Genomic DNA, 23,545 nt, shown 5'->3' with positions numbered 1-23,545 from the left:
CTGATCTGTCAAGGTCGATACTCGGGTCCGCTCGTGCCGCAGCGTCAAGGCACGTCACGCGACGAGGGCAAGGCTCCGACCCCCCAGTTCGCATCGACCGCGGCGCGGAACGCGACCGCTGTGGGCTTCGGCGCCGGGCGCACCGTCGAAGTGTTCCACCATCAGAAACGAGCGGGGAGCCCGACCGGTGTCGGGCTCCCCGCTCGTCGTGTGCGGGTGTGGTCAGGCGCCGGGGACGGCCTGGGCTTTGGCGTTGCGTTCGTAGATCGACCAGAACTGTGAGGAGCAGTAGGTGCAGTTCGGGCCGAAGTAGAGGCCTCGGGCTTGTTCGTCGCGCATGAGGTGGAGACGGAACCAGGAGGTGATGGTGCCGTGCAGGGCGGGGATGCTGTAGTGGTCGGCACCGCGTTGTTCGGCGAAGATGGCGGGGACCTGGGTGGCCTGGTTGTAGGGGGTGCGGACGACGATCGGCACGATGGTGGGGTCGTTCTGGCCGGCGATGAACAGTGCGGGGCCGCGTAACCGGTTGCCGTTGGTGGTCGCGAGGGGGTAGATCGGGGCGATGGTGTCCACGCGGGGGTCGGCTCCGGCGTCGATCGCCGCGCCGCCGCCGAAGGAGTGGCCGGTGGCGCCGACGTTGGTCAGGTCGACCTTGCCCTGCAAGGGGCTGCCGGCGCGGTTGTTCTCCGCGGTCACGTAGTCCAGGCCCTGAAGCATGGGGGCCGCGTTGCCCGCGTTGCCCTCCGCCGCGGCGACGACGAAGCCGTGGGAGGCGAGGTGGTTGAGCAGCGGGAGATACCGGTCCAGCTTGGATTTGGCGCCGTTGTTCCACAGCACGACCGGGTGCGTGGTGCAGCCGAGGGTGCCGGGGTTGACCGGTCGGACGACGGTGGTGCCACGTCCGTTGGAGGCCGAGGTCACCGCGAACGGGCCCGCGGTGCCCCACTGGCCGTTGACCGACGAGCAGGGCGAGGCAGGCGGGGTGGTGGTGGTCGTCGTGGGGCTGCTCGTGCTGGTGGGAGTCGGAGTCGTGGTGGGTGTCTGTTTCTCGTGTTCGATGATGATGTTCTTGATCTGGGTGAACACGCCGGTGTCGCTGGGGAAGCTGCCGTGGGTGATGCAGGTCGGTGTCTGGAGGTTGGTGGCCCCGGCCAGCTCCGCCGAGGTGCTGGGGTTGACGTTCCAGTCGCAGTTGGAGCGCTGCGTGGTGTAGCGGACACCCGGCGAGCCGGGGTCCTCGGTGCCGGAGTTCAGGTCGGCCAGCCAGGGCGAGCCGATGGCGAACTGCTTGCACGAGACGATGTGCTGGCACATCGAGGCGGTGGTGGTGCCGTGGTGCGGCCCGGCCATCGAGAAGTACAGCGACACCTTGTCCTGCGCGCCGGTGACCTTCTTCAGGTAGGAGCGGGCGGCCAGCGTCGAGGCGGACCAGGTGACCAGAACGACCTTGCTGGCTTTGGTGCGCCCCAGCACCTCGTCGACCTTCTGCCCGATCTCTTGTCCGGCCGTGGTGAGGTCACCGTTCATGCTCTTGCTGTCGGTCCAGGTCTCGACCCGGTCCGACCGCCATCCCGCGGCGACGAACTTGGTTTTCATCGGTTCCATGTACTGCGTCGTGCCGCCCATGCCGGGGATGATGAGCACCGGATCGTGCTCCACGGCCGCCGAGGCCGCGTCGGCGAGGCCGGCGCTCGCCTGGGACGAGAACCCGACCAGGGACACCGCGGCCGCCACCGAGGTCAGCACCGCGAGCAGTGCCGGACCGCGCCGGCGGATAACGGCGCGTGCGTTCTTCGTGGACATCGGACAGCCTCCAGGGACCGGGGGTGATGTGGGGAATCGACAGGTGATCCAGGTCACGCTGTCGCGCTGATATTACGAAGGCGAAAACGGCAACGCCATGGATCCATCCACACTCTTGTGCTGCCCTGCATGGTGGAAATTACACACGCGGTCCCCGGCTGAAGAGAACTCCGAATTTTCCGGTCGAAGTCGTCCCGCGGTTTCGGCGTCCAAGTCTGTTCGCACCGCGGTCGTGAGGCTTCAGCACAGCAACCCGACGTACAGCATCGGGCGGTCCCCGTCTGCGCCGGTTATTACTTTCGAGAAGTCGAGCTGTTGATTTCTTGCGTCATGGCCTGGTCTTGCGTCCATCTTTCCCTTCGTATTTCGTCTTTCTGGAGGGTGATCCCAACGTGGCTAGTGTCGCGTGATCCTGCTTGTTTGACGTTGGGTTTCGTTCGTCGGACGGCGATCTCGCGTGATCAGACGGCGGTTACGCGTGATTGGACGGCGATCTCCGGAGATCGCCGTCCAATCACGGGTAAGTCCTGCAGGATCACGCGACACTAGCCGATTCGACGAGGTACCGTCGTCGCGCCCGGGGCACCCAGCTCGCCGTCCTCGCCGAGCCCGATCCCCGGCACGGCTTCAACGGCTATGTCCACGCATCTCGAATCTGCTACAAACCCCTGGGTCTGTTTGACTCCCAGTGAATTCAGAGTCGGACATCGTGCCGGGAAGACGCGTCGAGTTTGCGGAGTACGTTGGCGACGTGGTCCTCGACGGTGCGCCGTGAGATGAACAGGGCTTGAGCGATCTCCCGGTTGGTGTGGCCGTTTGCCAGCAGGCGTGCGACATCGTGTTCGCGCGGCGACAGCTGCGTGCCGTAGCTGCGGCGGCCACGGACAGAAGGTATGACGGTGCCGGTGCTGCGGATGTGGTGACGGCAGCGGGCCGCGTCGACGGTGGCGCCCAGTGCGTCGAACGTGACGGCCAGCTCACGGAACACCGCGGGACCGGCGCCGGTGATGCGAGCGGCCCTGTCGGCGCACTGCGCGGCGCGGTAGGGCTGCCCGAGTTCCTGGTATCGCAGCTGCGCGTCACGGTAGTGCTGCTCCGCGTCGTCGTGATCTCCCGCCGCGGCGGCCACCTGCGCCTTGCACACCGTGAGCGCCATCCGCGCCGAGGGTGCGTCGATGCCGTCTAGCTCCTCCTCGGCTTCCGCGACGAGCTGCCGCGCGGCACCGGTTTCGTCGTCGGCGAGGTAGCACGCGACAGCCTGGGGGACTATCTCGGCGGTCCACGCCCAAGAGCCCTTCGCGCGGAGCAGGGCGAGTCCGCGCTCCGCGTGACCGCGAGCCGTGGTGTCGTCCCGGCTGAGCAGCATGGCTGCCATCCCTCCCGCCGCGGCCACCGCCACCGGGATCACCGCCGTCGGGTGAATGTCGAGGGCGGCGTGAAATCCGCGTTCGGCGGTCAGCCAGTCGCCGCGTGCGGCGGCCAGCCAGCCGATGACCAGGTTCAGTTCGTTCGCGATGTGTGGCAGATGGGCATAGGCATGGATCTGCGCCTGTACCCGCTCGGCCAGACCGGACCACTCGCCCGCGAGCCAATCCAGTCGGGCCGCGGTGGCTTCGGCTGTCGCCACCACATAGTCGGCGCCCGCACGTGAGGCCATCGCCAACCCGGTGTGCAGGAACGATCGTCCCTGACGGTCCCGGCCGGTCCACGAGCACGCGTCGGCCAAATTGGTGTGGGCCTTGGCGAGGTGCCTGATCTCAGCGGGGTCGCCGCACACCCGAGTGCGGCATCCAGGCACGCGAGTCACGCCTCCACCCCACTGCCGGCCCGCCGACGACCACGCCACATTTGCCTTATTCCTCGATAAGAGTCGGCACCTGGGTGGGTCGGACGGTGCCGAGTAATGCCGGACATGACCTTTTCGTCTGGTCGTCGCGTATCCGCGATGTCGGGGTGTGTCGCCTGGTGTCGGACTGGTTCGGACCTCTCGGGCTCGGAGATGCCGGGTTCTGTCGCTTGGTCCGGCCACGGTGAAGGGCTGCGTTGCCGGGTGGGTGGACGATAAAGGCGGCGGATCGGCGAGACCCGGTTGTTGCCCCGCCTGCCCGCAGCGGACGCGTTGCTCACCGGCGAGTTGCAACGCGTCAGCGAGCCGGTTCTCGGTGTCGCGGCGCGGGAACCGCCGGGCTCTAGCGCGTCCATGCGTCCCCCTAGTGGTCCCCTGCCTGACCGGGTCAGGTTTGGGGGACGCCCGCACAGATTCCGAACACGTTCAGTCCCAACCGGGAACCTCGCCGTGGTGCCGGTAACTGCTCGGCGGCAGGCCGAACTCGCGGCGGAACGCGCGGCTGAAGTGGAACTGGTCGACGTAGCCGACGGTGCCGGCGACCGCGGCGACGGACATTCCCGTGCCGGTCAGCAGCCGAGCCGCGCGGTGCAGGCGGCGGGTGCGCACCTCCTGCATGGGGCTGTGGCCGGCGGCCCTCGCGTAGAGGTGACTGAAGCGCGACGGTGACAGCCCGGCTATGGCGGCGAGCGAGTTCAGGGTGTGCGGGGCCTCCGGTGTCTCGGCAATGAGCTGCCGCACGCGGGCGATGCGCGGGTCAGGGCCCGGCGGTGCGGCGGGGGCACCGGCGAGGTCGGCCAGGCGCACGATCTCTTCGAGCGCGCACATGGCGAGGGCCCGCTGTTCGGGGCGGGTGGCGAAGGCCGGGAGGTGGACCGGCGACGGCGGGATGTGATCACCGGTGAGCCGGGCGTAGCGGCGGAGCCGGTCGAAGGCGGCGTCGATGGCCTCCGCGGCGCCACTCGCCGCCGGGGTCAGACGGCGACTCGTCCCGAGCCAGTTTCCTTGTGGTGTTCGGAAGTGTGCCCACAGCAGCGACCATTCCTCGGCGCCGGGCGCGACTCCGTAGGTGTGCCGCACACCGGGTTCGATCAGCACGAGCTGCCCCGCGCTGGTTGTCAGTGCCGTGTCCCCGTGGTGCACGACGCCGCGCCCCCGCGTTGTCCACATGAGCAGCCAGCTCGGCGAGCCGGTCGGCCGGATCGCTTCGATGCGCTTGGTGAAGGTGCTCTCGCCGACGACGAGCAACCCGGCCGGAGGCGAGGGCGTCGCAGCAGGATCTGTCATCTCCCCGGCAGGTTCAGCCATGTCCGCGACGCCCCGCCCTTCGTACAGTCGAATCCGTCGAGACCCCCACGGCGGAGGCAGAACATGAAGCAGTTGATCGATTCCAGCGACATCGCCGACGACGTCGCGGCGCTACGGGAGCGCATGTCCGAGGACGGCTACCTCTACTTCCCCCACCTGCTGCCCAGCGACTACGTCACCGGTGTTCGCGCCGACATCGCGGCCGTGCTCCACGACAGCAGGTGGCTGGCCTCCGGCACCGAGCCGCACAAGCTGCGGGCGTCCGGCCGGGCGGTCGAGGAAGGCAAGTCCACCTTCTTCGGCATGTACTCCGCCGTACAGGCGACGCAGTCCTTCCACGAGCTCAGCGAACGGGAGGAGCTGCGCGGCCTGGCTCAGCGGCTGCTCGGCGAGGAGGTCTTCTGCCACCCGATGCACATCGCCCGCCTCACGGCGCCGACGCCGCGGGCCACCCCCACGCCCGCTCACCAGGACTACCGCCTCATCCAGGGCGCGGTCGACACCCTGACCATGTGGATCCCCCTCGCCGACTGTCCCCCCGACGCCGGCGGGCTCGAGGTCCTCGCCGGGTCGCACAAGCTCGGCGTGCTCGGTGTGTCCAGGGCGGAGGGCCCCGGCGGGGTCACCGCGCAGGTGGCGGGCAGCGGCGTGGATGACTGGCGCAGCACCCACTTCGGCCAGGGGGACGTGCTCATGTTCACCAGCCTCACCGTGCACGGGGCCCGCCCCAACCTCAGCGACCGGCTGCGGTTGTCGGCGGACATCCGGTGGCAGGCGAGGTCGGAACCGGCCGCCTTCATCGACGGCTACGAGCCGTTCCGACCGCACTTCCACCCCGACGTGCCCGACTGGCCCACCCTGACCCGGGGCTGGACCTCGACGACCAGCATCGAGATCCCGGAGGGGCTGAGCTATGTCCGCAAGTTCGACTCGATGAGCGAACACGTGCCAACCCCTCCGTCCCGGTTCAGGTGAGCTGGCGCTTAACGGCTCCTTCCAGGTGCGGGCCGGACCCGGTCGAGCTTCGGCGGCCGGACCGGCGACCTCGCCTCCAGGTACCTCCAGAGCGCGTCCGCACCGGAGTAGGTGCTCCGATCCTGGTTCCTGGCCTCGAAAAGCGCCGTGAACCCGGGTGTGGCGTTGCGGGCGAAGAAGTTGTTGGCCAGCGTCGCGATCCGGTACTCGCGGTCGGCCTTCACCGGCTTCCCGTTGATCCGGATCTTCTTGAGGTCGACGTGCTGCCCGACCGGGGCGCCGGGGTCGTAGGTGTAGGAAACGTTGCCGGAAACGGCCATATGCCGATACGTCACGACACCGTCGGCCCCCCGCTGCCATTGGCTCTCGATCAGCTCGTCGAGTTTCTTGCCGGTCACCGTCCCGCGCACGACGGCCGGGCCGATGCCGTTCTCGTAGACCGTGCCGAAGACCAGCTCGGAGAACAGCACCCGCCCCGGCGCGTCCGCGGGATTGGCCGGATTGGGAGCGAAAGGTATGTCGCGCAACAAGATTCCCGGCATCGCGACCGCGAGATCGGCCTGTCCGTCCTTGTTGGCCGCCCAGAGGAACGCATCGGCGGTCACGTTGCCGAGCGTGGACTCCTCGTCGGTGCCGGAGGTGCGGGTGAGATCGCCGGTGACCGTGGCGACCTGCTGGTTCCCCCGCGCGGGGAGCCGGTCCTTCCAGTATTTCGCCATCCGCTGCACCTCGGGATCCGGTGCGACATCACGGGTGTTGGCGTGGCTGACCGACTTCGTCCGGTCTCGGCGGACATCGCCGGTCACCGGGTCCAGCTCCAGGTTGATCTCGTTGATCAGCCTGCCGTGGTTCGCCGCTTCCACCACCGGGCGGGGATTACCGGCCGGGTCGGGCAGCATGCAGTTCACCAGCGCGTGCCAGTGCCCGCCGACGATGGCGTCCACCGCCGGGCTGATCTGCTTGCTCATGTCGGCAAGCGGGCCGAACGGTGCGGTGCAGTCGTTGTACCCCGCACCGTTCGCTTGCGAGAACCCTTCGTGCACAACGGCGACGATGGCCTGGACGCCCCGCGCGCGCAGCTCCTCGGCGTGACGGTTGATCGTCTCCACCTCGGGTAGGAACTTCAGTTCGCTCGGCCAGTAGGAGAGCTGCTCTTCCGGCGTGTGGGTGGTCGTGGCGTGGATGAATCCCACCGGGAGCGTGCCGCCGCGACCGTCGTCGACCTGCCGCACGTGGTACGGCTTGACCAGGGGCCGGCCGGTGGCCTCGTTGATCACGTTCGCGGAGTAGTAGTCGAAGTCCGCGCCCTGGAAGCGTTTCCCGGTCGAGTCGGTGAAGCAGAGGTCGCGGTCGGGGCGGCCCTGGCAGGTGCCCTCCATCATGTGCTCGAGGTAGGCCGGTTTCCGGTCGATCTCGTGGTTGCCCACGGTGGAGAATTCGACGCCGATCATGTTCATGTACTCGATCGTCGGCTCGTTCCAGAACCACGCGGTCTCCGACGGCCAGCCGGAGAAGTCGTCGCCCGCGGAGAACAGTACGGAGTTCTCCGGTGCGCGCAGCCGGTTGAGGTGCGAGGCGAGATATGCCCCGCCACCAACGGTTTTCGCGGGCTCACCGGCACGCGAGCCGGGCACGGTCGTGGTGTACTCGCCGAAGTAGCCGTGCAGGTCGGTGATCGACAGCAGCTGCACGGGCACCCCGGGCGCGGGCTCGGCCGTCGCGGCCGGTGCCAGGGAGACGGCCAGCAACGCGGCGGTGGCGATCGCCGCCACGCGCCACCTCTTGGTTGATGCGGACATGGGCGACCTCCTTACTTCTCGGGGCTGAGCAGGGCGTTACCTTGTTCGACGGCCGCGCGGGCGGCGTCGGAGACCTTGACCGATCCGAGGTACATGTCGTTGAAGATCTGGTTGATCTTGGGTTCCGCCGCGGCGAAGCCGGACACGATCGGGAAGTTCGCCGTCTTGCCGCGCGCCTCGTCAAGGAACGGCTGGGTGTCGATGCCCTTGGCCTTCCAGTGCTCGACGTAGCGCGGGGCGAGGTCGTTGATGGCCGGGAAGACATAGCCGCCCTCGGCCATGATCGCCTGCGCCTGCGGGGTGGCCAGGAACGACACGAGCTGCTTGGCCTGGTCGGGATGCTTGGTGCGGGAGTAGACAGCCTCGCCGAGGCCGTTGATGATCACGACGCGGCCTGCCTTGCCCGCGGGAAGCGATGCGGTGCCGATCGGGAAGGTCGAGCTGGGGGCCACGAAGGGCAGCAGCGCGTTGTTGGCCGGGAAGACCGCGACCTCGCCGCGCTGGAACATCTCGGTCGCACGGCCCGCGGGCGGGTTGGTCTGCTCGGCGGGCGGGGACACGTGCCACTTCTTGATCAGGTCGACACCCCACTGCAACGCCTCGACCGAAGCGGGCTCGTTGAAGTTGAACGTGCCGTAGGGCTTGGTGATCGTCGTGCCGCCGTTGCTCGGGATCCAGTTCAGCCACTGGGTGCCCGAGTGGTTCCAGGAGGCGAAGCCCCACCGCTTGACCTTGGCCGGATCGAAGCCGGATTCATGGGGGTGCTTGCCGTTCACGTCGACGGTGAGCTTCTGCATCAGCGGCAGGAACGTCCCGGATCCGTCGGGCGCCCAGGTCAGCGGCTCGGTGGGCATCTCGACGCCAGCCTCGGCGAAGACCTGCTTGTTGTAGAGCATCCCCGGCACGCCCCAGTCCTTGGGGACGGCGTACATCTTTCCCTTGTAAGTGAAGGAATCCACGACGTTGGGGTGGTACTTGTCCTTGGCAAGGCCGGACTGCTCCACGGCGGCGGAGACGTCCATCAACGCGCCCTGCGTCGCCAGTTCGGGGAAGTTCGCGGGCGTCATCCAGAACACGTCGGGCGCGGTGCCGGAGACCATCTCGGTGACGAGCTTGGTCCAGTATTGGTCGTAGGGCTGAAGCTCGATCTTGACGTCGATGCCGGGGTGCTTGGCCTTGAACGCCTCGAAGACCTTCTCATAGCCCTTCTGCTGCTGCTCGTCCCAGATTCGGTAGGTCAGTGTCATTTTGCCATTGCTGTCGCCGCTGCCGCCGCAGGCGGCGACCAGCCCGACCAGTGCGCCGACTGTCAGCGCGCTGAGCATCTTCCGCCGGAAAGTCGAGAGCTTCATGGGGACACTCCTTCGTGTCACTTGAGTCCGGTCAGGGCGACCGACCGGACGATGTAGCGCTGGAAGAAGACGAAGACGAGCAGCATCGGCAGCAGCGTGAGCAGGCTGCCTGCCATCATCCGGGTGTAGTCGATGCCGATCTCCGAGCGCAGGGCGGCGATCGCGACGGTGACCACGCGGGTGTCCGCGCTGCTGGTGATGATCAGCGGCCACAGGAAGTTGTTCCAGGACGAGATCACCGTGACGATCGCCAGCGTGGCCAGGATCGGCCTGCTCAGCGGCAGGATGATCCGCCACAGGATGGTCAGGTGCCCCGCGCCGTCCACCCGCGCGGCCTCCTCGATCTCGCGCGGGATGCTGCGGAAGAACTGGCGCATCAGGAAAATCCCGTACGGCGTGCCGAAGACGTACGGCGCGACGAGCCCGTACCAGCTGTTCACCAGGTCCAGCTCACGCATGATCAGGAACAGCGGGATCAGGGTCACCACGTTGGGCACCATCAGGGTGGCAAGGTACAGCCAGAACAGCGAGTTGCGGCCCCGGAAGTCCAAGCGCGCGAACGCATACGCCGCCAGCGTGGTGAAGATCAGCTGCCCGACGGTGAGGACGGTGACGAAGATGAAGGTGTTGAGGATGGACTGCGCGAAGTCCGAGCCCAGCAGCGCGCCGAGGTTCTCCAGCGTCGGTGAGGACGGCGGCGCCCACGGTGCCGCCTCGAAGAGCTCACCGCGCGGTTTCAACGCGGTCGAGACGATCAGCCAGTACGGGAAGACCGACATGGCCGCCCCGATGATCAGCGTCGCGTAGAGGGCGGCGCGGCGGGAAGGCCGCCGTCGCCGAGTGGTCGTGGTCACGGTCGGCCCCTCTCAGGTCAGGTCGTAGGTGGTGGTGCGGTTGAAGTACCGGACCTGCGCCATGGTGACCGCGAGGATGATCAGGAACAGCACCATCGCGATGGCGGAGGCGTAGCCGAACTCGAACTGCCGGAACGCGGTCTGGTAGATCGTGTAGTTGATGACCTCGGTGCTGTTGCCGGGACCGCCGTTGGTCATCACGAAAACGGTGTCGAAGACCTGGAACGAGCCGATCACGTTGGTGACGAGGACGAAGAACAGCGTCGGGCGCAACAGCGGCAGTGTGATCGAGAAGAACTGCCGGACCGGAGACGCCCCGTCCAGCGAGGCCGCCTGGTAGAAGTCCTTCGGGATGGACTGCAACCCGGCGAGGAAGAACAGCATGTTGTAGCCCGCGAACTGCCACACCTGCGTCGCCGCCACCGAGGGCAGCGCGAGGCTGGGCGAGGACAGCCAGCTCGGCCCGTCGATCCCGGAGATCTCCAGGAAGGAGTTGACCGCGCCGTTGGCCGGGTCGAAGATCCAGCCCCACACCAGGCCCATCACCACCGGCGTCGCCATCCAGGGCAGGACGAACATCGCGCGAAAGATCTTCACACCGCGCACTCGCTGGTTGAGCAGCAGCGCGAGCAACAGGGCCAGCACCGTCTGCACCGGGATGGTCAGGAGCACGTAGGCGATGGTCACCAGCAGCGAGTGGCCGATCCCGCCGTCGGCGAAGAGCCGCTCGTAGTTGGCCAGCCCGACGAACTCCGGCGCGGCCAGCAGCTTCCAGTCGAACAGGCTCAGCCCGGCGACGATCAGTACGGGCAGCAACAGGAACGCGACGACGCCGAACAGGCTCGGGGCCACAAAGGCATATGCCGTCAGGGTTTCCCGTGCCCGCCGACGACGTCCCCGTGGCGGCACCGGCCGGGTCGAGACCGGTGGCGGCGGGGTCGGCACCGTGAGGACCTGAGCCATGGCGGACTCCCTTCCAGAGATCAGGCAGGACCGGTTGACGGCGTGAGCAGCTCGCGGGTGCGCGTGGCTCCCCACTCGTCGAGGTCGGCGAGGCGATCGCTCGAACACCTCCACCCACCGCTGGAGGCCACGTGATCCGCCCAGCCGGCGCGGTCTTCCACGTGCGGAGACACCAGCAGGCAGTCGGGATCGTTGACCCACAACCGGCCGTGCATGAACTCCCGCGCGGCCCCGGCCAGCCGCGCGCCGAGCTGCGAGGGCTGACTGACGTCCCCGGACTTGGGTTCGACGGCGACCGCGGTGTCCGGGCTGACCCGCATGGCGTCGACGAGTCCCACACTGGGCAGCATCGGTGCGCCGCAACCGAGAACGGTCGAGTCCGGCCCGACCGCCTCGCGGATGATCCGCATCCCCGCCACGTAGGCGTCGTGCCCCGACACGTCGGCGTGCCGCGGGCCGGGGTGCGCTCCGGCGTAGATGTAGTCGATCTTGAAGAACGAAAACCCGGTCGCCACAAGGGATCTGAACACGTCGCCGAGATGCTCCGCCGCGCCAGGGTGCGTCACGTCGAGCACCGCGATGTCCCGGTCCCACTCGCGCATCGCGGGCGTGCCCCGCACCAGCCAGTCCGGATGCTCGGTCGCCACGCGGCTGTCGGCGGCGACGAAGAACGGCGTCAGCCAAATGCCCGCGCGCCGCCCGGTGTCGGCGACGCGTTTCGCCACTCCTTCGAGGGATCCGAAGCCCGGTCGGATGTCGAGCCAGTCCCCGATCGCGCTCTGGTAGCCGTCGTCGAGCTGGATGATCTCCAGCGGCAGCTCCAGTCGATCGGCGTGCACCAGGGTGTCGGCGATGTCCTGCTCGGTGACCTTGTTCCAGTGCCCGTACCAGCTGCTCCACCCCGGACCGAGCGGACGGACCGCCGTCACGCCACCGTTGGCCGCCACCTCCTCAGCCCAGGCGACGAGCGCGCGCGGGAGGTCGGTGTGCTCGGTCTCCCGGACAGCGCCCAGGCTGGAGACGACGAGCCGGTCCCCGAGCGCCTGCACGCGGATGGAGGGGACTTCGGCGGAGTGATCCACCGCGGACCACGACCGCATCGGGCCGCCGTCGCCAGGGTCGAGCACGACAAGTCCCTCGCCCTGGAAGCCGGACTCCGGCATCGGCCGGTCGAAACGGAAGCAGCTCGCCGCGATCTGCGCCGAGGACGGCCGGGGCGAGGTCGCGTCACCAGGGTAGGTGCCGGTGGGACTCCAGGACTGCCAGCCCTGCTCGAAGACGCGCGCCCGAGCCGGCACGCAGGCAACCTCGGCGATCGGAAGGTACATCGGCGTCCCTTCGTGATGGTTTTCGTTCGTTTATGCGCACACTAGCCCCTAGAATGAGCACTATATGCTTACTCTAGACGGTGAATGAACAGAAAGAAACATATATACGCATACCGGGAGGCAGCGACAATGAGCCATGACGACGCGCGAGAGCGGGCGGCACACCTCGTTCCCCAGCCGCACTCGGTGCTGCTCGGCGCGGGGGTGCTCCAGCTTCCGGCCGAACTCCCGGTGCGCCTGGATGTGCCGGCGGAGGAACGGGCGGCGGTCCTGCGAGCGATCGCGCTGCTGCCCATGACCAGCAAGGTTGTCACCGGACCCGCAGGTCTGCGGGTGCTGCTGCGCGCGGGCGCGACCCCTCCCGAGGGCTACGTGCTCGACGTGACCGAGGACGGAGTGACCATCACCGCGGCGGACCGTTCCGGTGTCGTGTATGCCGTGCAGACCCTGCGCCAGCTCCTTCCCGACGCCGCTTACCGGCAGGCCGCGCCATCGAACATCCTGTGGGTCGCACCGGTCGTCCGCGTCGAGGACAGTCCACGATTCCGCTGGCGCGGAATGCTCCTCGACGTCGCCCGGCACTTCCTGCCCAAGCGGGAGGTGTCGCGCCACATCGACCTGATGAGCGCGCACAAGCTGAACACCCTGCACCTGCACCTCAGCGACGACCAGGGCTGGCGGGTGGAGAGCCTCCGCTTCCCGCGTCTGCACGAGGTCGGCGGCTGGCGGGCGACGAGCCAGGTCAGCCACTACTCCGACGAGGTCGTCCACGACGGCACACCGCACGGCGGCTACTACACCCGCGACGACCTGGCCGAGATCATCGCCTACGCGGCGGACCGCGCGATCACGGTCATCCCGGAGATCGGCGTTCCCGGCCACACCGGCGCTTTGCTGGCCGCCTATCCGGAGTTCGGGTCCCCGTCCGTGCCAGATCGCGCGGTGCACGCGAACTGGGGTGTGCACGACGCGCTCCTGGCTCCGTCGGAGCGGTCTTTGGAGTTCCTGCGCCTCCTGTTCGACGAGCTGCTCCCGCTGTTCCCTTCCCCTTACGTGCACGTGGGTGGCGACGAGTCCGTCCTGCGGGCGTGGGAAGACGACCCGGTGGTGCGTGCCTTCGCCGACAAGCGGGGGCTTTCCGGGAGCGCCGAGATCTTCGCCGCCCTGATGGCCGAAGTGCGGCAGATGCTGGCTGTGCACGGCAAAACACCGGTCACGTGGGACGACAGCTTCGCCGCGCAAGGGACCGCCGCCGACGCGGAATCGACCACCACGCTGGTCATGGCGTGGCGTGGCGCGGAGGTCGCCCGCCGGGCGGCGGCAGCCGGTCACGACGTCGTGCTCTCGCCGGTCATGCCGACCTACTTCGACTACTTCCAGGAGGCCCACCCCGACGAGCCACTCGCGATCGGCGGCCCGGTCACCCTCGGCGACGTCGCCTCGTGGGAGCCGATCCCGCAGGACTGGTCCGAGGCCGAAAGTGCTCGTGTGCAAGGGATCCAATGCCAGATGTGGACCGAGTTCGTAGAGGACCCACGACTGGTCGACTACCTTCTGTACCCGCGAACGTGTGCCTTCGCGGAGATCGCTTGGGGCTCCCGCACGCAGGATCTCCACCGGCGGCTGCCCCGCCACCTCGACCGGCTGGCGGCGGCCGGAGTCGAGTTCCGCCCGCTGACCGGCCCAGCGCCGTGGCAGCGCGGCGGCACCGGCCGGCGAGCCCATCGCGCCGGGGTCCCGATGGCCGAGCGCCTCGCGAACTACGCCGAGGCGGCCGCGACCGGAACCGTGGCGGATATCCCCGATGTGTAGCGAACCCCGCGCGCGGTGACGGTGCGCAGACACCGTCACGGCGTCGGAGTCCGGATCGATCGGGCGAGGTCCAGCGCGTCGACGTGGTGCGGGTCCTCCGCCAGCAGCGCGGCCAACCGGTCACCCGCGCGTGCGTGCTGCCCGTCGAGAATGTGGAGCTGCGCCCGCAAAAAACCTACTCGGCGCAGCTGTGCGGCGGCCAGGTCCTCGGTGAACAACAACATCGACGGCAGCGAAGTCGCGAAATAGTCCACGGTCGCCGGGCTCGCCTCCAACGTGTCGCAGAAGGCGCGCAATGCCTCGGTGAGCCGGTCGGCTTCCTCGGTGCGACCAAGCCTGCGCAGCGCGAGCACCGAAGAGTAGGTCGCCTCGGAGTAGGGCTGGGTACTCATCCCCAGGAAGTCGCCCTGCTGCGCGGCGGCCAGCTCCCACGCCGCCCGATCGCCGAGCACGTCACCCCGCATCAGGTGCAGCTGCGCGGTGTTCGCGAGCGGATGCCTTGCCTCGCTGAGGGATTCCGGCGGCGCGAACGCATCGTCCACTGTGGATCGCGAGCGGCACAGCCGGTCCCACACGCGCAGCACGTCGCCCTCACCGCCCTCCCACGGTTGGAAGGTGCGGCCAAGCAGCAGTTCGCGGGCCTCGTCGAGCCGGTCGGCGGTGATCAGCAGGTGCGCGAGCTCAAGGGTGGCGTCGTCCCGCGTCTCGACCAGGGCGCGGTTCCGCAGGAGCCAGTCCAGCCGTTGCCCGGGCGGCACGCCGAGCCTCGCACTGAGCTGGTCACGCTCGAAGGTCAACCTGGCGTCGTCCCCCGCGACGGCGAGCGCGGAGTCGTAGGCCGCGCATGCCTGGTCGGCGTCACCGAGGTGGTTGAAAGCCGCGAGTCCCAGATTCCGCCACACCACGGGATCATCCGGGTCGATCGCTGCCGCGGCGGTCCAGGCCGTGCACGCGTCATCAGGGCGTCCGTTGGCGTAGAGCCAGTGCCCGAGCAGCGCGCGAGCCCGCGCGTCCGTGTCGTCGGAGTTCGCCGCACGCTCCAGCGTCAACGCGTCGTCCAACCGCGAAGGAAAACACCACGTCGCGTCGAGTTTCTGCGCCATCGCAACGGCTTCACGCGCCTCGTGGTCTCTGCCCAGCCTGCGCAGCACCTCGGCTCGGTAGTACTCCAGCAACGGCCCGGCCGCTGTCTGTCCGATCGCGCGAGAACCCTCCCGCTCGCGGGCGACGTCGAGCACCCGCAGCGCCGCATCGTGTTCACCAGCGCCGACGTACTCCAGCGCGACGTCAAGGCAGGTCTGCGCGTCCGTGGTGAGAGGCAGGCCAAGCAGATCGCGCGTCCACCAGTCCAGGGGATCAAGCGCACGGGTGGCTTCGGCAAGTTCTGCCGCTTGACCGTCGTTTCCGTTACGGCGCAACACAATCACCCGGAGCGCACGGGCTTGCAGGTGCTCCGGCTCGGTGCGCAGCACATCCTGAAGCCTGGCCAGCGCCTCCCTGTTCCGCCCGTGTGCGGCGTCGATGCGCGCCATGCGATAGCCCGCCGGTGCCCGCCACGCCCGCGCCCAGGAGCTGGAACCGTATACGTCGTACGCCTCTTCGGCCCGGCCGAGTCGCTCCAGCACGAGACCGAGGCAGTACAGCGCGGTCGTGTCGACCGGGTTGGGGTTCACCGCCGTCAGCCGGGAAACAGCTACTCGCAACAACTTCTCGGCTTCAGCGAAGTCACCACGCTGGTACGCGCGCCCAGCGAGCCCGACATTGGCCGCGACATGCGCGGGATCGCGGCGCAGCGCCTCACGCCAGTACAGCTCCGGCGAGCGCGTCGCGTGCCGGTACTGATCGAGGTGCGCGCCGATCACGGCCAGCTCTTCCACCGTCGGCACGTCCTCGGGCGCGGCGGGCTCGCGTGCCGGGGTGACTTGATCGTCCGCACTGGGGACCAGGGAATCCCACTCCACCAGCAGTTCGTCACCGTGGAGGACGCGCAGCACGAGTCGATCAGCGGGCCGCGTCAGCGGGATGCTCTCCTGGAAGGGCTTGCCCGGCGCGATGTCGGCGCGCGCCTCGGCGACCTCGGCCCCAGTGCCGTCAACGAGCGACAAGCGGCATCCGGGGCGGTCAGCCGTCACGGCGACTCCGACCCGCGCGCTCGTTCCCCGGCGGTCCACCCGCACCGCGGCGTCCACGGTTGCCGCCTGCACCGGACCGATCTCCTGAATCGGATACCAGAACTGGGAAAACACCTTCGTCTCCCCGGGCGCGATGAAGGAGAAGTCCGGCTGGTTGTCGGTGAAAACCCCGGCCATCAATTCGACATAGGCCGAACCGTCGTCGGTCAGATTGCGGCCCCACGCATCACCGAACTCCGAAGCGCCCCAAGTCCACTGTTTCTTCCCGACAGCGATCTGCCGATCGGCGACGTGCACGAACCCGGCCCGCGCGGCATGGTCATAGCCGCCGAAGAACGTTTCCTTGCTGCCCACACACATGTACGAGGTCGGCACGGGGATGTTGCGGTACCAGTCAAGGCGGTCGCCGCGGACCCGCCCGCCACCGGCGACCGTGTCGACCTCGTCGTGCCGGGCCGGGTAGTCGACCCCGTAGTAGGCCCGATCCGCGGCGGGGAAGCCGGTCGTCGCGCGCTTGGCGTGATCGGCGACCACACGCACGTCACGGGGGAAGAACGACTGGTAGTTCTCATCCGCTCGCGCGGCGATATTGGTCCACCACAAGAACGTCCGGGTCCGCTCGCAGCGGTTGTACAGCCGCACCCGCAATTCCAGGACGGCGCTGTCGGGCCGCATCCGGACGCCGTGCATTCCCTTCATCCGGTCGAAGGGGTCGTGGTCGGAGCACCACACGGTCACGGCGCCATCGTGCTCGTGCTCGATCTCGACGTCGGCCGGCAGGAACGTGGCGGGGCGATGGTGCTGCGGCCAGTTGAACTCGACTCCGCCGGAGATCCACGGGCCGGTCAGTCCGACGAGGGCGGGCTTGATCACCGGGTTGCGGTAGAAGAAGTCGTAGTTTCGGGTGCGGTCGAAAGCGACGTGAATGCGGCCACCGAGCTCGGGCAGCACCATCAGCCGCAGCCAGCGGTTCTCCAGGTGCACCGCGTCCCACTCCGCCGGGGCCTTCACCGGGCTGATCCGGTCATGGAACGGCAGTGGATACACCCGTCCGGAGGAGCCCTGGTAGACGCGCCGGTCCAGGTAGGCGGGATACCGGTCGGGCGCTTCGGGAAGGTAGCTGTCGATCATCACCCCCGCCCGCCACGCCGCGACCCCGGCCTCGGCGTGCTCGGCGGGGCGGGACGGCAGGATCAGCGTCGATTCAGCCTGTGACATGCGGCAACGCTATGCCTGGGCACCCGTTCAGCGGGATGGCCGTTTCGACCGAATCACCTGGACGATTCGACGGCCGGCGGTACGGTGTGCGGATGCTGCTGCCCGATGGCTTCCCAGGTCAGCGGTTGCGCGTGCTGCCGCGGCCGCTGGTGGCGTCGGCCCTGCGCAGAGCCCCGACCTCGGGCCTGCTCGTCACCGACGCCGGGTACTTCCCCAGCGCGGCCAACCACGGCAAGCACCGCCCGCGCAGCGCACCAGAAGCCATCGTGATCGTCTGCACCGACGGGGTCGGGCACTGCGAGGTCGACGGCAGGGTGAGCGTGATCAGGCCGGGGAACGCCCTCGTCCTGCCCCCATCCCGCCCGCACTTCTACTGGGCGGACGCGCGCGACCCCTGGACGATCTGGTGGCTGCACGCCGCGGGCTCCCAGGTCTCGGAGCTGCTCTCGGTCGTCACGCCGGACGGCGGAGAAGCCATCATCGAGGTGCGCGACGCCTACCGGGCCGTCTCGGCGATCGACGACGCCATCGGCTTCCTCGAACGAGCCGAGACCTTCCCGCACCTTATCTCGGCTTCCGGCGCGGGCTGGACCCTGCTGGCGCAGCTGGCCGCGGACGCGCTGACCGAAGCCCACCAGCCCACCGAGCCGGTTCGCCAGGCGCAGGAGTACCTGCGGCACAACTTCGCGAAGCCGGTGATCGTCAAAGAGCTGGCGCGCACGGCAGGCCTGTCCCCCTCGCACTTCGCGGCCCTGTTCCGGCTGGCGGCGGGCTGCGGCGTGGTCGAATACGCCAAGCGCCTGCGGATGGTCCGAGCGCGCGAGCTGCTGGCCACCACGTCCCGCGACATCTCCGAGATCGCCAGGACCATCGGCTACAACGACGCGTTCTACTTCTCGCGCACTTTCCGCAGAGAACACGGTTGCAGCCCCAGCGAGTACCGACGCGGGAAGAACTAGTCGTTGCGGGTCGTGAGGTTTTGACGCGGGGTAGGGCCTGAGGACGGGGGCGGGTCTTCAGCGGCAGGATGAGAACTGCGTGCTCCACCGCAACGCGTCATTGTCTGTCGAAGGCCGCCGCCGTCTCGTGTAGCGCTGCCAGACTCGCCCGGTCACACACGTCGCCGCGGAGATGGGTATCTCACGGCAGTGCGCCTCGAAATGGGTCAACCGCTACCGCCAGTACGGCGAGGCCGGGTTGCTCGACCGGCTCAGCGTCCCACCGCCACCCCCGCGGATCGAGCAGCTACGCCGCCACTACAAGCACTCCGGCTCGGCATTAGCTGGGTCGACAATGGGCTGTTGTTCACCCAGCCTCTGCACCTGGCGGATGTCACCGAGCGGTTCTACGAGATCGGTCTGCCGCCGATCCGGCTGCATGGTCTGCGGCCCGGAGCCGCCACACTGGCGTTGGCCGCCGGTGCGGATATGAAGGTCGTGCAGAGCAAGCTCCGGCACTCGTCGATCACCGTGACATGGACACCTACACCACGGCCTGCCCGAGATCGCACTCGCGGCGGCAGAGGCCACAGCATAGATCATCCCCAGGAACCCCACTCGACAGCTCGGGCGCGTCTCGGGCTCGGATGTGACCACAATGGACAGTAAGGAAGTGGAAGAAAGCCGTCCGCATAGCACAAAACCCCACGTCTCAGAATCCGAAACGTAGGGCTTGAATGTGCGCCATCAGGGACTCGAACCCCGAACCCGCTGGTTAAGAGGCGGAACCTTGGCGTGTCGGATGGTGTCGAGTGATGCCGAACAAGACCTTTTCGTCTGGTCGCGAGGTGGCCGGTGCGTCGTGGTGTGTCGTCTGGTGTCGGACTGTTTCTGAACTCTCGGGCGCGTCTCGGGCTCGCGAGCCAGGCCCAGCGCCTGCACCGATCCTCGTTGTGTGGCTGCGGCTTAATTGGTGTTTGTATCGAGGGGTAAGGCAAGCCGTCGGGTCTGGGTGGTGCTCCGTGAAGGCCTCCTTTCCTACTCTCAAGGTAGGCAAGGAGGCCTTCACGGACAGCACGGCTGGATAAGGGTTTCAGGGCCACCCTGTCCGGGTAGTGGACTCAGCCGTCAGTCGGCGCTGGACGGCCGGACACGGTCGCCAGTGCCGCCTTCTTCCGAAGCCTGATAGTTGAACCTGCAGATAGTGGACATGGAACATTCTCTCTTCTAGTTAACAGTGGGGCTGGTGAACTGCATCAGGCGGAAGCACTGCCTGCGTATCAGGGAGAACGATTCTCCTGGGGCGGATGTGACCCGTCGCGCGACCTGAGTGCCGGGGCGCTGTGCCCAGCGGAACTGGAAGGCCAACGGAAACTTGGGATCCAAGACCGTCCCGTACCTGGCGACGGCTTCCCTGAGCGACCCGACCTCGGCATTGCGAATCGGGTTGGCCAGGTACACCGGTTTTTGCGCCCCGGCGGCACATGCGGTGTCGTGACCGTGGTCCCCCACGACGAAGTCAGCCGCCGCGGCGACGGCCTGCCAGTCGTGTTCGGGTCGCAGGAACTCCACTCGCTCGCGCGCCACTCGTCCGGCCCAGGCCAGCAGTTGCCGCCTGCCGTGGCACGCCCACATGTCCGGGTCTAGCCGGCAAACCAGGCGGACCCGATGCGATGGCAACTCCAGGGCAAGCCGCCGGAGCACAGCGGGCGTCCTACCAAGCAACGAGTCGGGTCCAAGGGCCGACAGAACGAGGCCCAGCCGCTGGTCGCGGTGGATCCCGGCCTGCTCGTGGCAGGCCTCAAGCAGCTTGTCGTACTCCGGGTCGCCGATGACAACCGCGTGCCTGCCCACCTGTGGGGCTGTGACTCGGAGCCGGGTCATTGCCTGGAGATGCGGCAGACCGACAAGCACAGGTCCGGCGCGGCCTGGCCGTTGCCGGAGCAAGCGCGCAAGCGCGGCGACGCAGCACCGACCGTTGCGACCGACGATCTCGCCGTCCCCTGAAACCGCAGGCAGCACCAGCAACGCGCAATTCAAGGAGCCGGTCTCGCCCGGATCCGCGGTGATCACCAGATCGAATCGCCCTCGGATCGCGCGTTCCCAAGGCGTGGTAAGCGCGCCGATCATGGCGAGGTAGTCCCGGACGAGTTCTTCGGCGGGACCCGGCGGCTGCGTGAAGACGACCTGGATACCCGGTTCTGACTCGATCGCTCGTACCGCCGCGCTCACGCGCTCGGCTGCCGCCACACTATGCACCACTGCCAGGACCACTCGGCGTATTTCGCAGGTTTGTGCGCCATGTCCTGCTGTCCAACGCGGCGCGAAGTCTTCGAGGGCCGAATATCCCATGGGTTCCTCCCTGAGCGTTGTTCTGGACGTTGTCAACGTCCCGGCTCGGCGTTGCGGAAACCGTGGCGAAAAGCGTTGCAACCGATCGGGCGAGGCCTGTCGGACGTCGGTCTGGTTCACTGGGAACCATGTGCGAACCGGCAATCGACCTGCGGATTCTCGGCGCAGTGCAGTTGACTGTGAACGGTACGGCTATACGTCTCGAACCTCGCCAGGCCACCGTTTTGGCGATCATCGCCGCCGCAGGTGGCGAGGTCGCTTCCACGGAGCTGGCCGGTCGATTCGGGGTAAACGGCTCGGCGACACTGCGGTCTTATCGAGCGAGGCTTCGGGACAGCGCGGGTTTGGAGCTGGTGAAGAGGAATGAGCACGCGATGCAGCAACTGCTGGTCGCGCGGGACGCAGTTGATCTATGGCGGTTCCAAACCAAGATCGCCGGCTGTGTCGGACTGCCCCCGCACCGACGGTTGCCGCTCCTGCGCGAGGCCGCCGAGTGCTGGCAAGGACCGCCGCTGGACGGACTGGATTCGCGTTGGGTGCACGACGAGGTGGCGGAGCTGCGGACGACGGGACGCCGTGCCTTTCTCGAGCTGATAGGGCTTTCCTTGGAACATGAGGGGCCCGAACCCGCTTCAGACCACGCAGAGCGGGCAAGTGAACTGTTCCCGGACGACGACGAGATCCGGGCTGCGCTGTGGTGGACATGGGCTCGATGCGGGCGCGTGAGGGCGATTGCCGACGACCTCGATCGGCGCGAAAAGCTACCCGCGGGTCTCGGTAGGCCGTCGCTCATGGTGCTGCGCAAGGAAGCCAAAACCCGGATCGCCGAGGCCCGACAGGTGTCGGAGGCAGTCCCGGCTCGAATGCCTCACCTGCTGCCGCCAGTGCGGTCGAAGGTTCATGGCCGTCACGCCGAGCTTGTCTTTCTCGATAGCCTGACTGACCAGGACAGCGAGACCCGGGTTGTCACGGTGCGCGGGCTCGGAGGCCTGGGCAAGACCGAGCTGGCGGTGAGCTGGGGACACCGTGTGGCCGCCCAATTTCCCGACGGTGTCCTCTTCGCCGACCTGGGAGGCTTCTCACCGTCCGGTCCGGCCCAGCTCGAGGTTGTTCTGACGGATTTCGCCAGGCAGCTTGGGATCCCGGTCGGTGATGACGTGCTTTCCGCCTACCGGACTGCGGTGAACACACGTGCGATCTTGGTCGTTCTCGACAACGCCCGTGATCACCAGCACGCGGCGGAACTCCTGGCGGCTGGGGAACACAGCCGCACGGTCATCACGACGCGTGCTGCCGTCACCGCGCCGGCTGTGGCTGACGGGCGGGTGCTGGCCTTAAGCCCGATCACGCCCGAAGCGAGCCTGGAAGTCCTGCGCGAAGCCATCGGCGAGGCGAGGATTAAGGAGGAGCCGTTCGCGGCAGCGAAGCTCATGGCGGCGTGCGGCGGAATCCCGTTGGCTGTCCGGCTGGTCGCCGCGCAGGCACAGCTGAATCCAGGTGTAAGCCTGGAAAGGCTGCTGGACCGGCTGGGCTCGGCGTCGGCGGTACTGGGCGCAAAACCCGAAGGAGAGACCGCATTGCGTGACTCACTTGCGTTGTCGTACGGGCCACTGTCCGCCGAGGCTGCCCGGGTCCTGCAGATCAGCGCACTCCACCCTGGACCCGAGATCTCCCTGGACGTGATCCCGTTCTTGTCAGGGCTGCCTGCATCCTCCGCAGAGGACGCTGTGGACGAACTGCTGCGAGGCAGCCTGCTCGATCCGCTTCCGGAGGGCCGGTTTCGACTCCACGACCTGGTCCGCGCCTTCGCTCGGGAACGTGCGTTCGCAGAGCTGTCGCCGGACGAGGTGTCCATGATCAGGGAGGAGCTGTTGGGGTGGTTGCTGGCCGCCGCGCGGCTTTGTGACCGTGCCCTCCGCTCCGGCAGGGAGCTGCCCGGCGATCTCGTTGTCTCCGATGGTGCGCCGTTGCCCGATCCAGCGAACGAGGAAGAAGGCCGACGGTGGTTCGAGAGCGAGCATGACACCCTTCTCGCGGTACTGGATTCGCCAGATTTCCTACCCTATAAAACATACCGGTGGCGCTTACCGCTCGCCCTGTGCTGCTATCACACCCGCAACGGCCCGTGGCCCACGGCGGAGCGACTGCTGACTTCAGCCTCCAAGATCACCAAGGACGAGCTGGACGAGCCCGAACGGACGCGTTACCAGGCTGTCTGCCATCGGGTGCTGGGCAACATCCAGCGGAAGCTGCGGAAGTTCGGTGCCGCAGAGCGCAGCCTGGAGACTTCGATCACCCTGGCTGAAGGCATCGATGACCCTCTGGAAACCGCGAATGGTCACCAGCAGATGAGTGTCTTGCAGGAAGATATGAAGAAGTGGGAGGTAGCGCGGCATCACGCGACGGTTGCAGGCCGCCTTTACGAAGCTTTGGCCGACGCACGCGGGGTCGCGGCGACTTTACCCACCGAGATCCACTGTCACCTAGAACTGGGAGAGCCGGGGCGGGCCCTTGAGCGCGAGTCGTTCGCTGTCGACCTGATGACTCGGGCGAGCACTCCGTACAACCGGGGCGCGTTGCACCGCGTCCTGATGGATTGTCACCTCAGGTTGGAGCGTTTCGAAGAGGCGGCCCTCCACGGAGAGGCTGCCCGCGCTTGCTATCTCGAGTCCGGCGCGCCGACCAACGAGGTTCGGGTGCTGGCTGTGCTGGCCCAGGCGTATCGCGCGGCTGGGCGTGCCGAAGACGAGCTACGCGCACTGCGGGACTTCGTGTCCTGCTACGGCAGGTTGCGACAGCGAGAACCCGAAGACCGGCAGTTGTACACGACCGTGAAAAGCAGGCTGGCTGCCCGTGGCGCCTGAG

At 67.8% G+C, this 23,545-nt stretch carries 14 protein-coding genes and 1 pseudogene; 5 read left to right on the top strand and 10 right to left on the bottom strand.

Going from position 1 to position 23,545, the window contains the following annotated elements:
• Positions 1 to 222: 222 nt before the first annotated feature.
• The 3 genes from ACM6LU_RS19750 to ACM6LU_RS19740 all read right to left on the bottom strand — a co-directional run bounded on the left by ACM6LU_RS19750 (position 223) and on the right by ACM6LU_RS19740 (position 4,936).
• A complete protein-coding gene (locus ACM6LU_RS19750) occupies positions 223 to 1,803 on the bottom strand; it encodes a hypothetical protein (protein ID WP_414939191.1) in 1,581 nt (526 codons plus the stop codon).
• A 694-nt stretch (positions 1,804 to 2,497) separates the two neighbouring features.
• Positions 2,498 to 3,610, bottom strand: coding sequence for a helix-turn-helix domain-containing protein (locus tag ACM6LU_RS19745; protein ID WP_414939190.1), 1,113 nt, complete (start codon positions 3,608 to 3,610; stop codon positions 2,498 to 2,500).
• A 465-nt stretch (positions 3,611 to 4,075) separates the two neighbouring features.
• Complete coding sequence (locus ACM6LU_RS19740) at positions 4,076 to 4,936, bottom strand: helix-turn-helix domain-containing protein (protein ID WP_414939189.1); 861 nt, start codon at positions 4,934 to 4,936, stop codon at positions 4,076 to 4,078.
• 84 nt (positions 4,937 to 5,020) lie between these two features.
• On the opposite strand from ACM6LU_RS19740, the gene ACM6LU_RS19735 reads away from it, so the two are divergent.
• Complete coding sequence (locus ACM6LU_RS19735; protein ID WP_414939188.1) at positions 5,021 to 5,932, top strand: phytanoyl-CoA dioxygenase family protein; 912 nt, start codon at positions 5,021 to 5,023, stop codon at positions 5,930 to 5,932.
• 8 nt (positions 5,933 to 5,940) lie between these two features.
• On the opposite strand, the gene ACM6LU_RS19730 is transcribed toward ACM6LU_RS19735, so the two are convergent.
• From ACM6LU_RS19730 to ACM6LU_RS19710, 5 genes are read right to left on the bottom strand one after another with little or no spacing between them, the layout of a single operon-like run.
• Positions 5,941 to 7,731, bottom strand: coding sequence for a bifunctional metallophosphatase/5'-nucleotidase (locus ACM6LU_RS19730; RefSeq protein WP_414939187.1), 1,791 nt, complete (start codon positions 7,729 to 7,731; stop codon positions 5,941 to 5,943).
• Positions 7,732 to 7,742: 11 nt separating this feature from the next.
• Positions 7,743 to 9,083, bottom strand: coding sequence for an ABC transporter substrate-binding protein (locus ACM6LU_RS19725; RefSeq protein WP_414939186.1), 1,341 nt, complete (start codon positions 9,081 to 9,083; stop codon positions 7,743 to 7,745).
• A gap of 17 nt (positions 9,084 to 9,100) precedes the next feature.
• Positions 9,101 to 9,937, bottom strand: a complete 837-nt coding sequence (locus ACM6LU_RS19720; RefSeq protein ID WP_414939185.1) for a carbohydrate ABC transporter permease — start codon at positions 9,935 to 9,937, stop codon at positions 9,101 to 9,103.
• 12 nt (positions 9,938 to 9,949) lie between these two features.
• Positions 9,950 to 10,900 (bottom strand): carbohydrate ABC transporter permease, encoded by a 951-nt coding sequence (locus tag ACM6LU_RS19715; protein ID WP_414939184.1) that lies wholly within the window; start codon positions 10,898 to 10,900, stop codon positions 9,950 to 9,952.
• Between the two features lie 20 nt (positions 10,901 to 10,920).
• The gene (locus ACM6LU_RS19710) at positions 10,921 to 12,198 is read right to left on the bottom strand and encodes a glycoside hydrolase family 36 protein (RefSeq protein WP_414939183.1); all 1,278 of its coding nucleotides are present in this window, start codon (positions 12,196 to 12,198) and stop codon (positions 10,921 to 10,923) included.
• A gap of 159 nt (positions 12,199 to 12,357) precedes the next feature.
• Here ACM6LU_RS19710 and ACM6LU_RS19705 point away from each other — a divergent pair, with 159 nt between their 5' ends.
• Positions 12,358 to 14,040 carry a beta-N-acetylhexosaminidase gene (locus ACM6LU_RS19705; RefSeq protein WP_414939182.1) on the top strand — a complete coding sequence of 561 codons (1,683 nt, stop codon included), beginning with the start codon at positions 12,358 to 12,360 and terminating at the stop codon, positions 14,038 to 14,040.
• A 35-nt stretch (positions 14,041 to 14,075) separates the two neighbouring features.
• Here ACM6LU_RS19705 and ACM6LU_RS19700 read toward each other — a convergent pair whose 3' ends face one another.
• Positions 14,076 to 17,390, bottom strand: a complete 3,315-nt coding sequence (locus ACM6LU_RS19700) for a DUF5107 domain-containing protein (protein WP_414939181.1) — start codon at positions 17,388 to 17,390, stop codon at positions 14,076 to 14,078.
• Positions 17,391 to 17,482: 92 nt separating this feature from the next.
• Here ACM6LU_RS19700 and ACM6LU_RS19695 point away from each other — a divergent pair, with 92 nt between their 5' ends.
• Positions 17,483 to 18,349: a helix-turn-helix domain-containing protein gene (locus ACM6LU_RS19695; protein WP_414939180.1), complete on the top strand. Its 867-nt coding sequence runs from the start codon at positions 17,483 to 17,485 to the stop codon at positions 18,347 to 18,349.
• 79 nt (positions 18,350 to 18,428) lie between these two features.
• Positions 18,429 to 18,674: pseudogene (locus tag ACM6LU_RS19690) on the top strand (helix-turn-helix domain-containing protein); the annotation flags it as partial.
• 881 nt (positions 18,675 to 19,555) lie between these two features.
• Here the strand turns inward: ACM6LU_RS19690 and ACM6LU_RS19685 are convergent.
• On the bottom strand, positions 19,556 to 20,578 hold the full coding sequence (locus ACM6LU_RS19685) for a hypothetical protein (RefSeq protein WP_414939179.1): 1,023 nt from the start codon (positions 20,576 to 20,578) through the stop codon (positions 19,556 to 19,558).
• A 230-nt stretch (positions 20,579 to 20,808) separates the two neighbouring features.
• On the opposite strand from ACM6LU_RS19685, the gene ACM6LU_RS19680 reads away from it, so the two are divergent.
• Entirely contained in the window at positions 20,809 to 23,544 is a 2,736-nt protein-coding gene (locus ACM6LU_RS19680; RefSeq protein ID WP_414939178.1) for an AfsR/SARP family transcriptional regulator, read from the top strand.
• Position 23,545 lies beyond the last annotated feature (1 nt).

The sequence above is a fragment of the Amycolatopsis sp. cmx-11-51 genome (genome assembly GCF_047608665.1).
Taxonomy (GTDB): Bacteria; Actinomycetota; Actinomycetes; order Mycobacteriales; family Pseudonocardiaceae; genus Amycolatopsis.
This window is presented reverse-complemented; position numbering and strand designations above follow the sequence as displayed.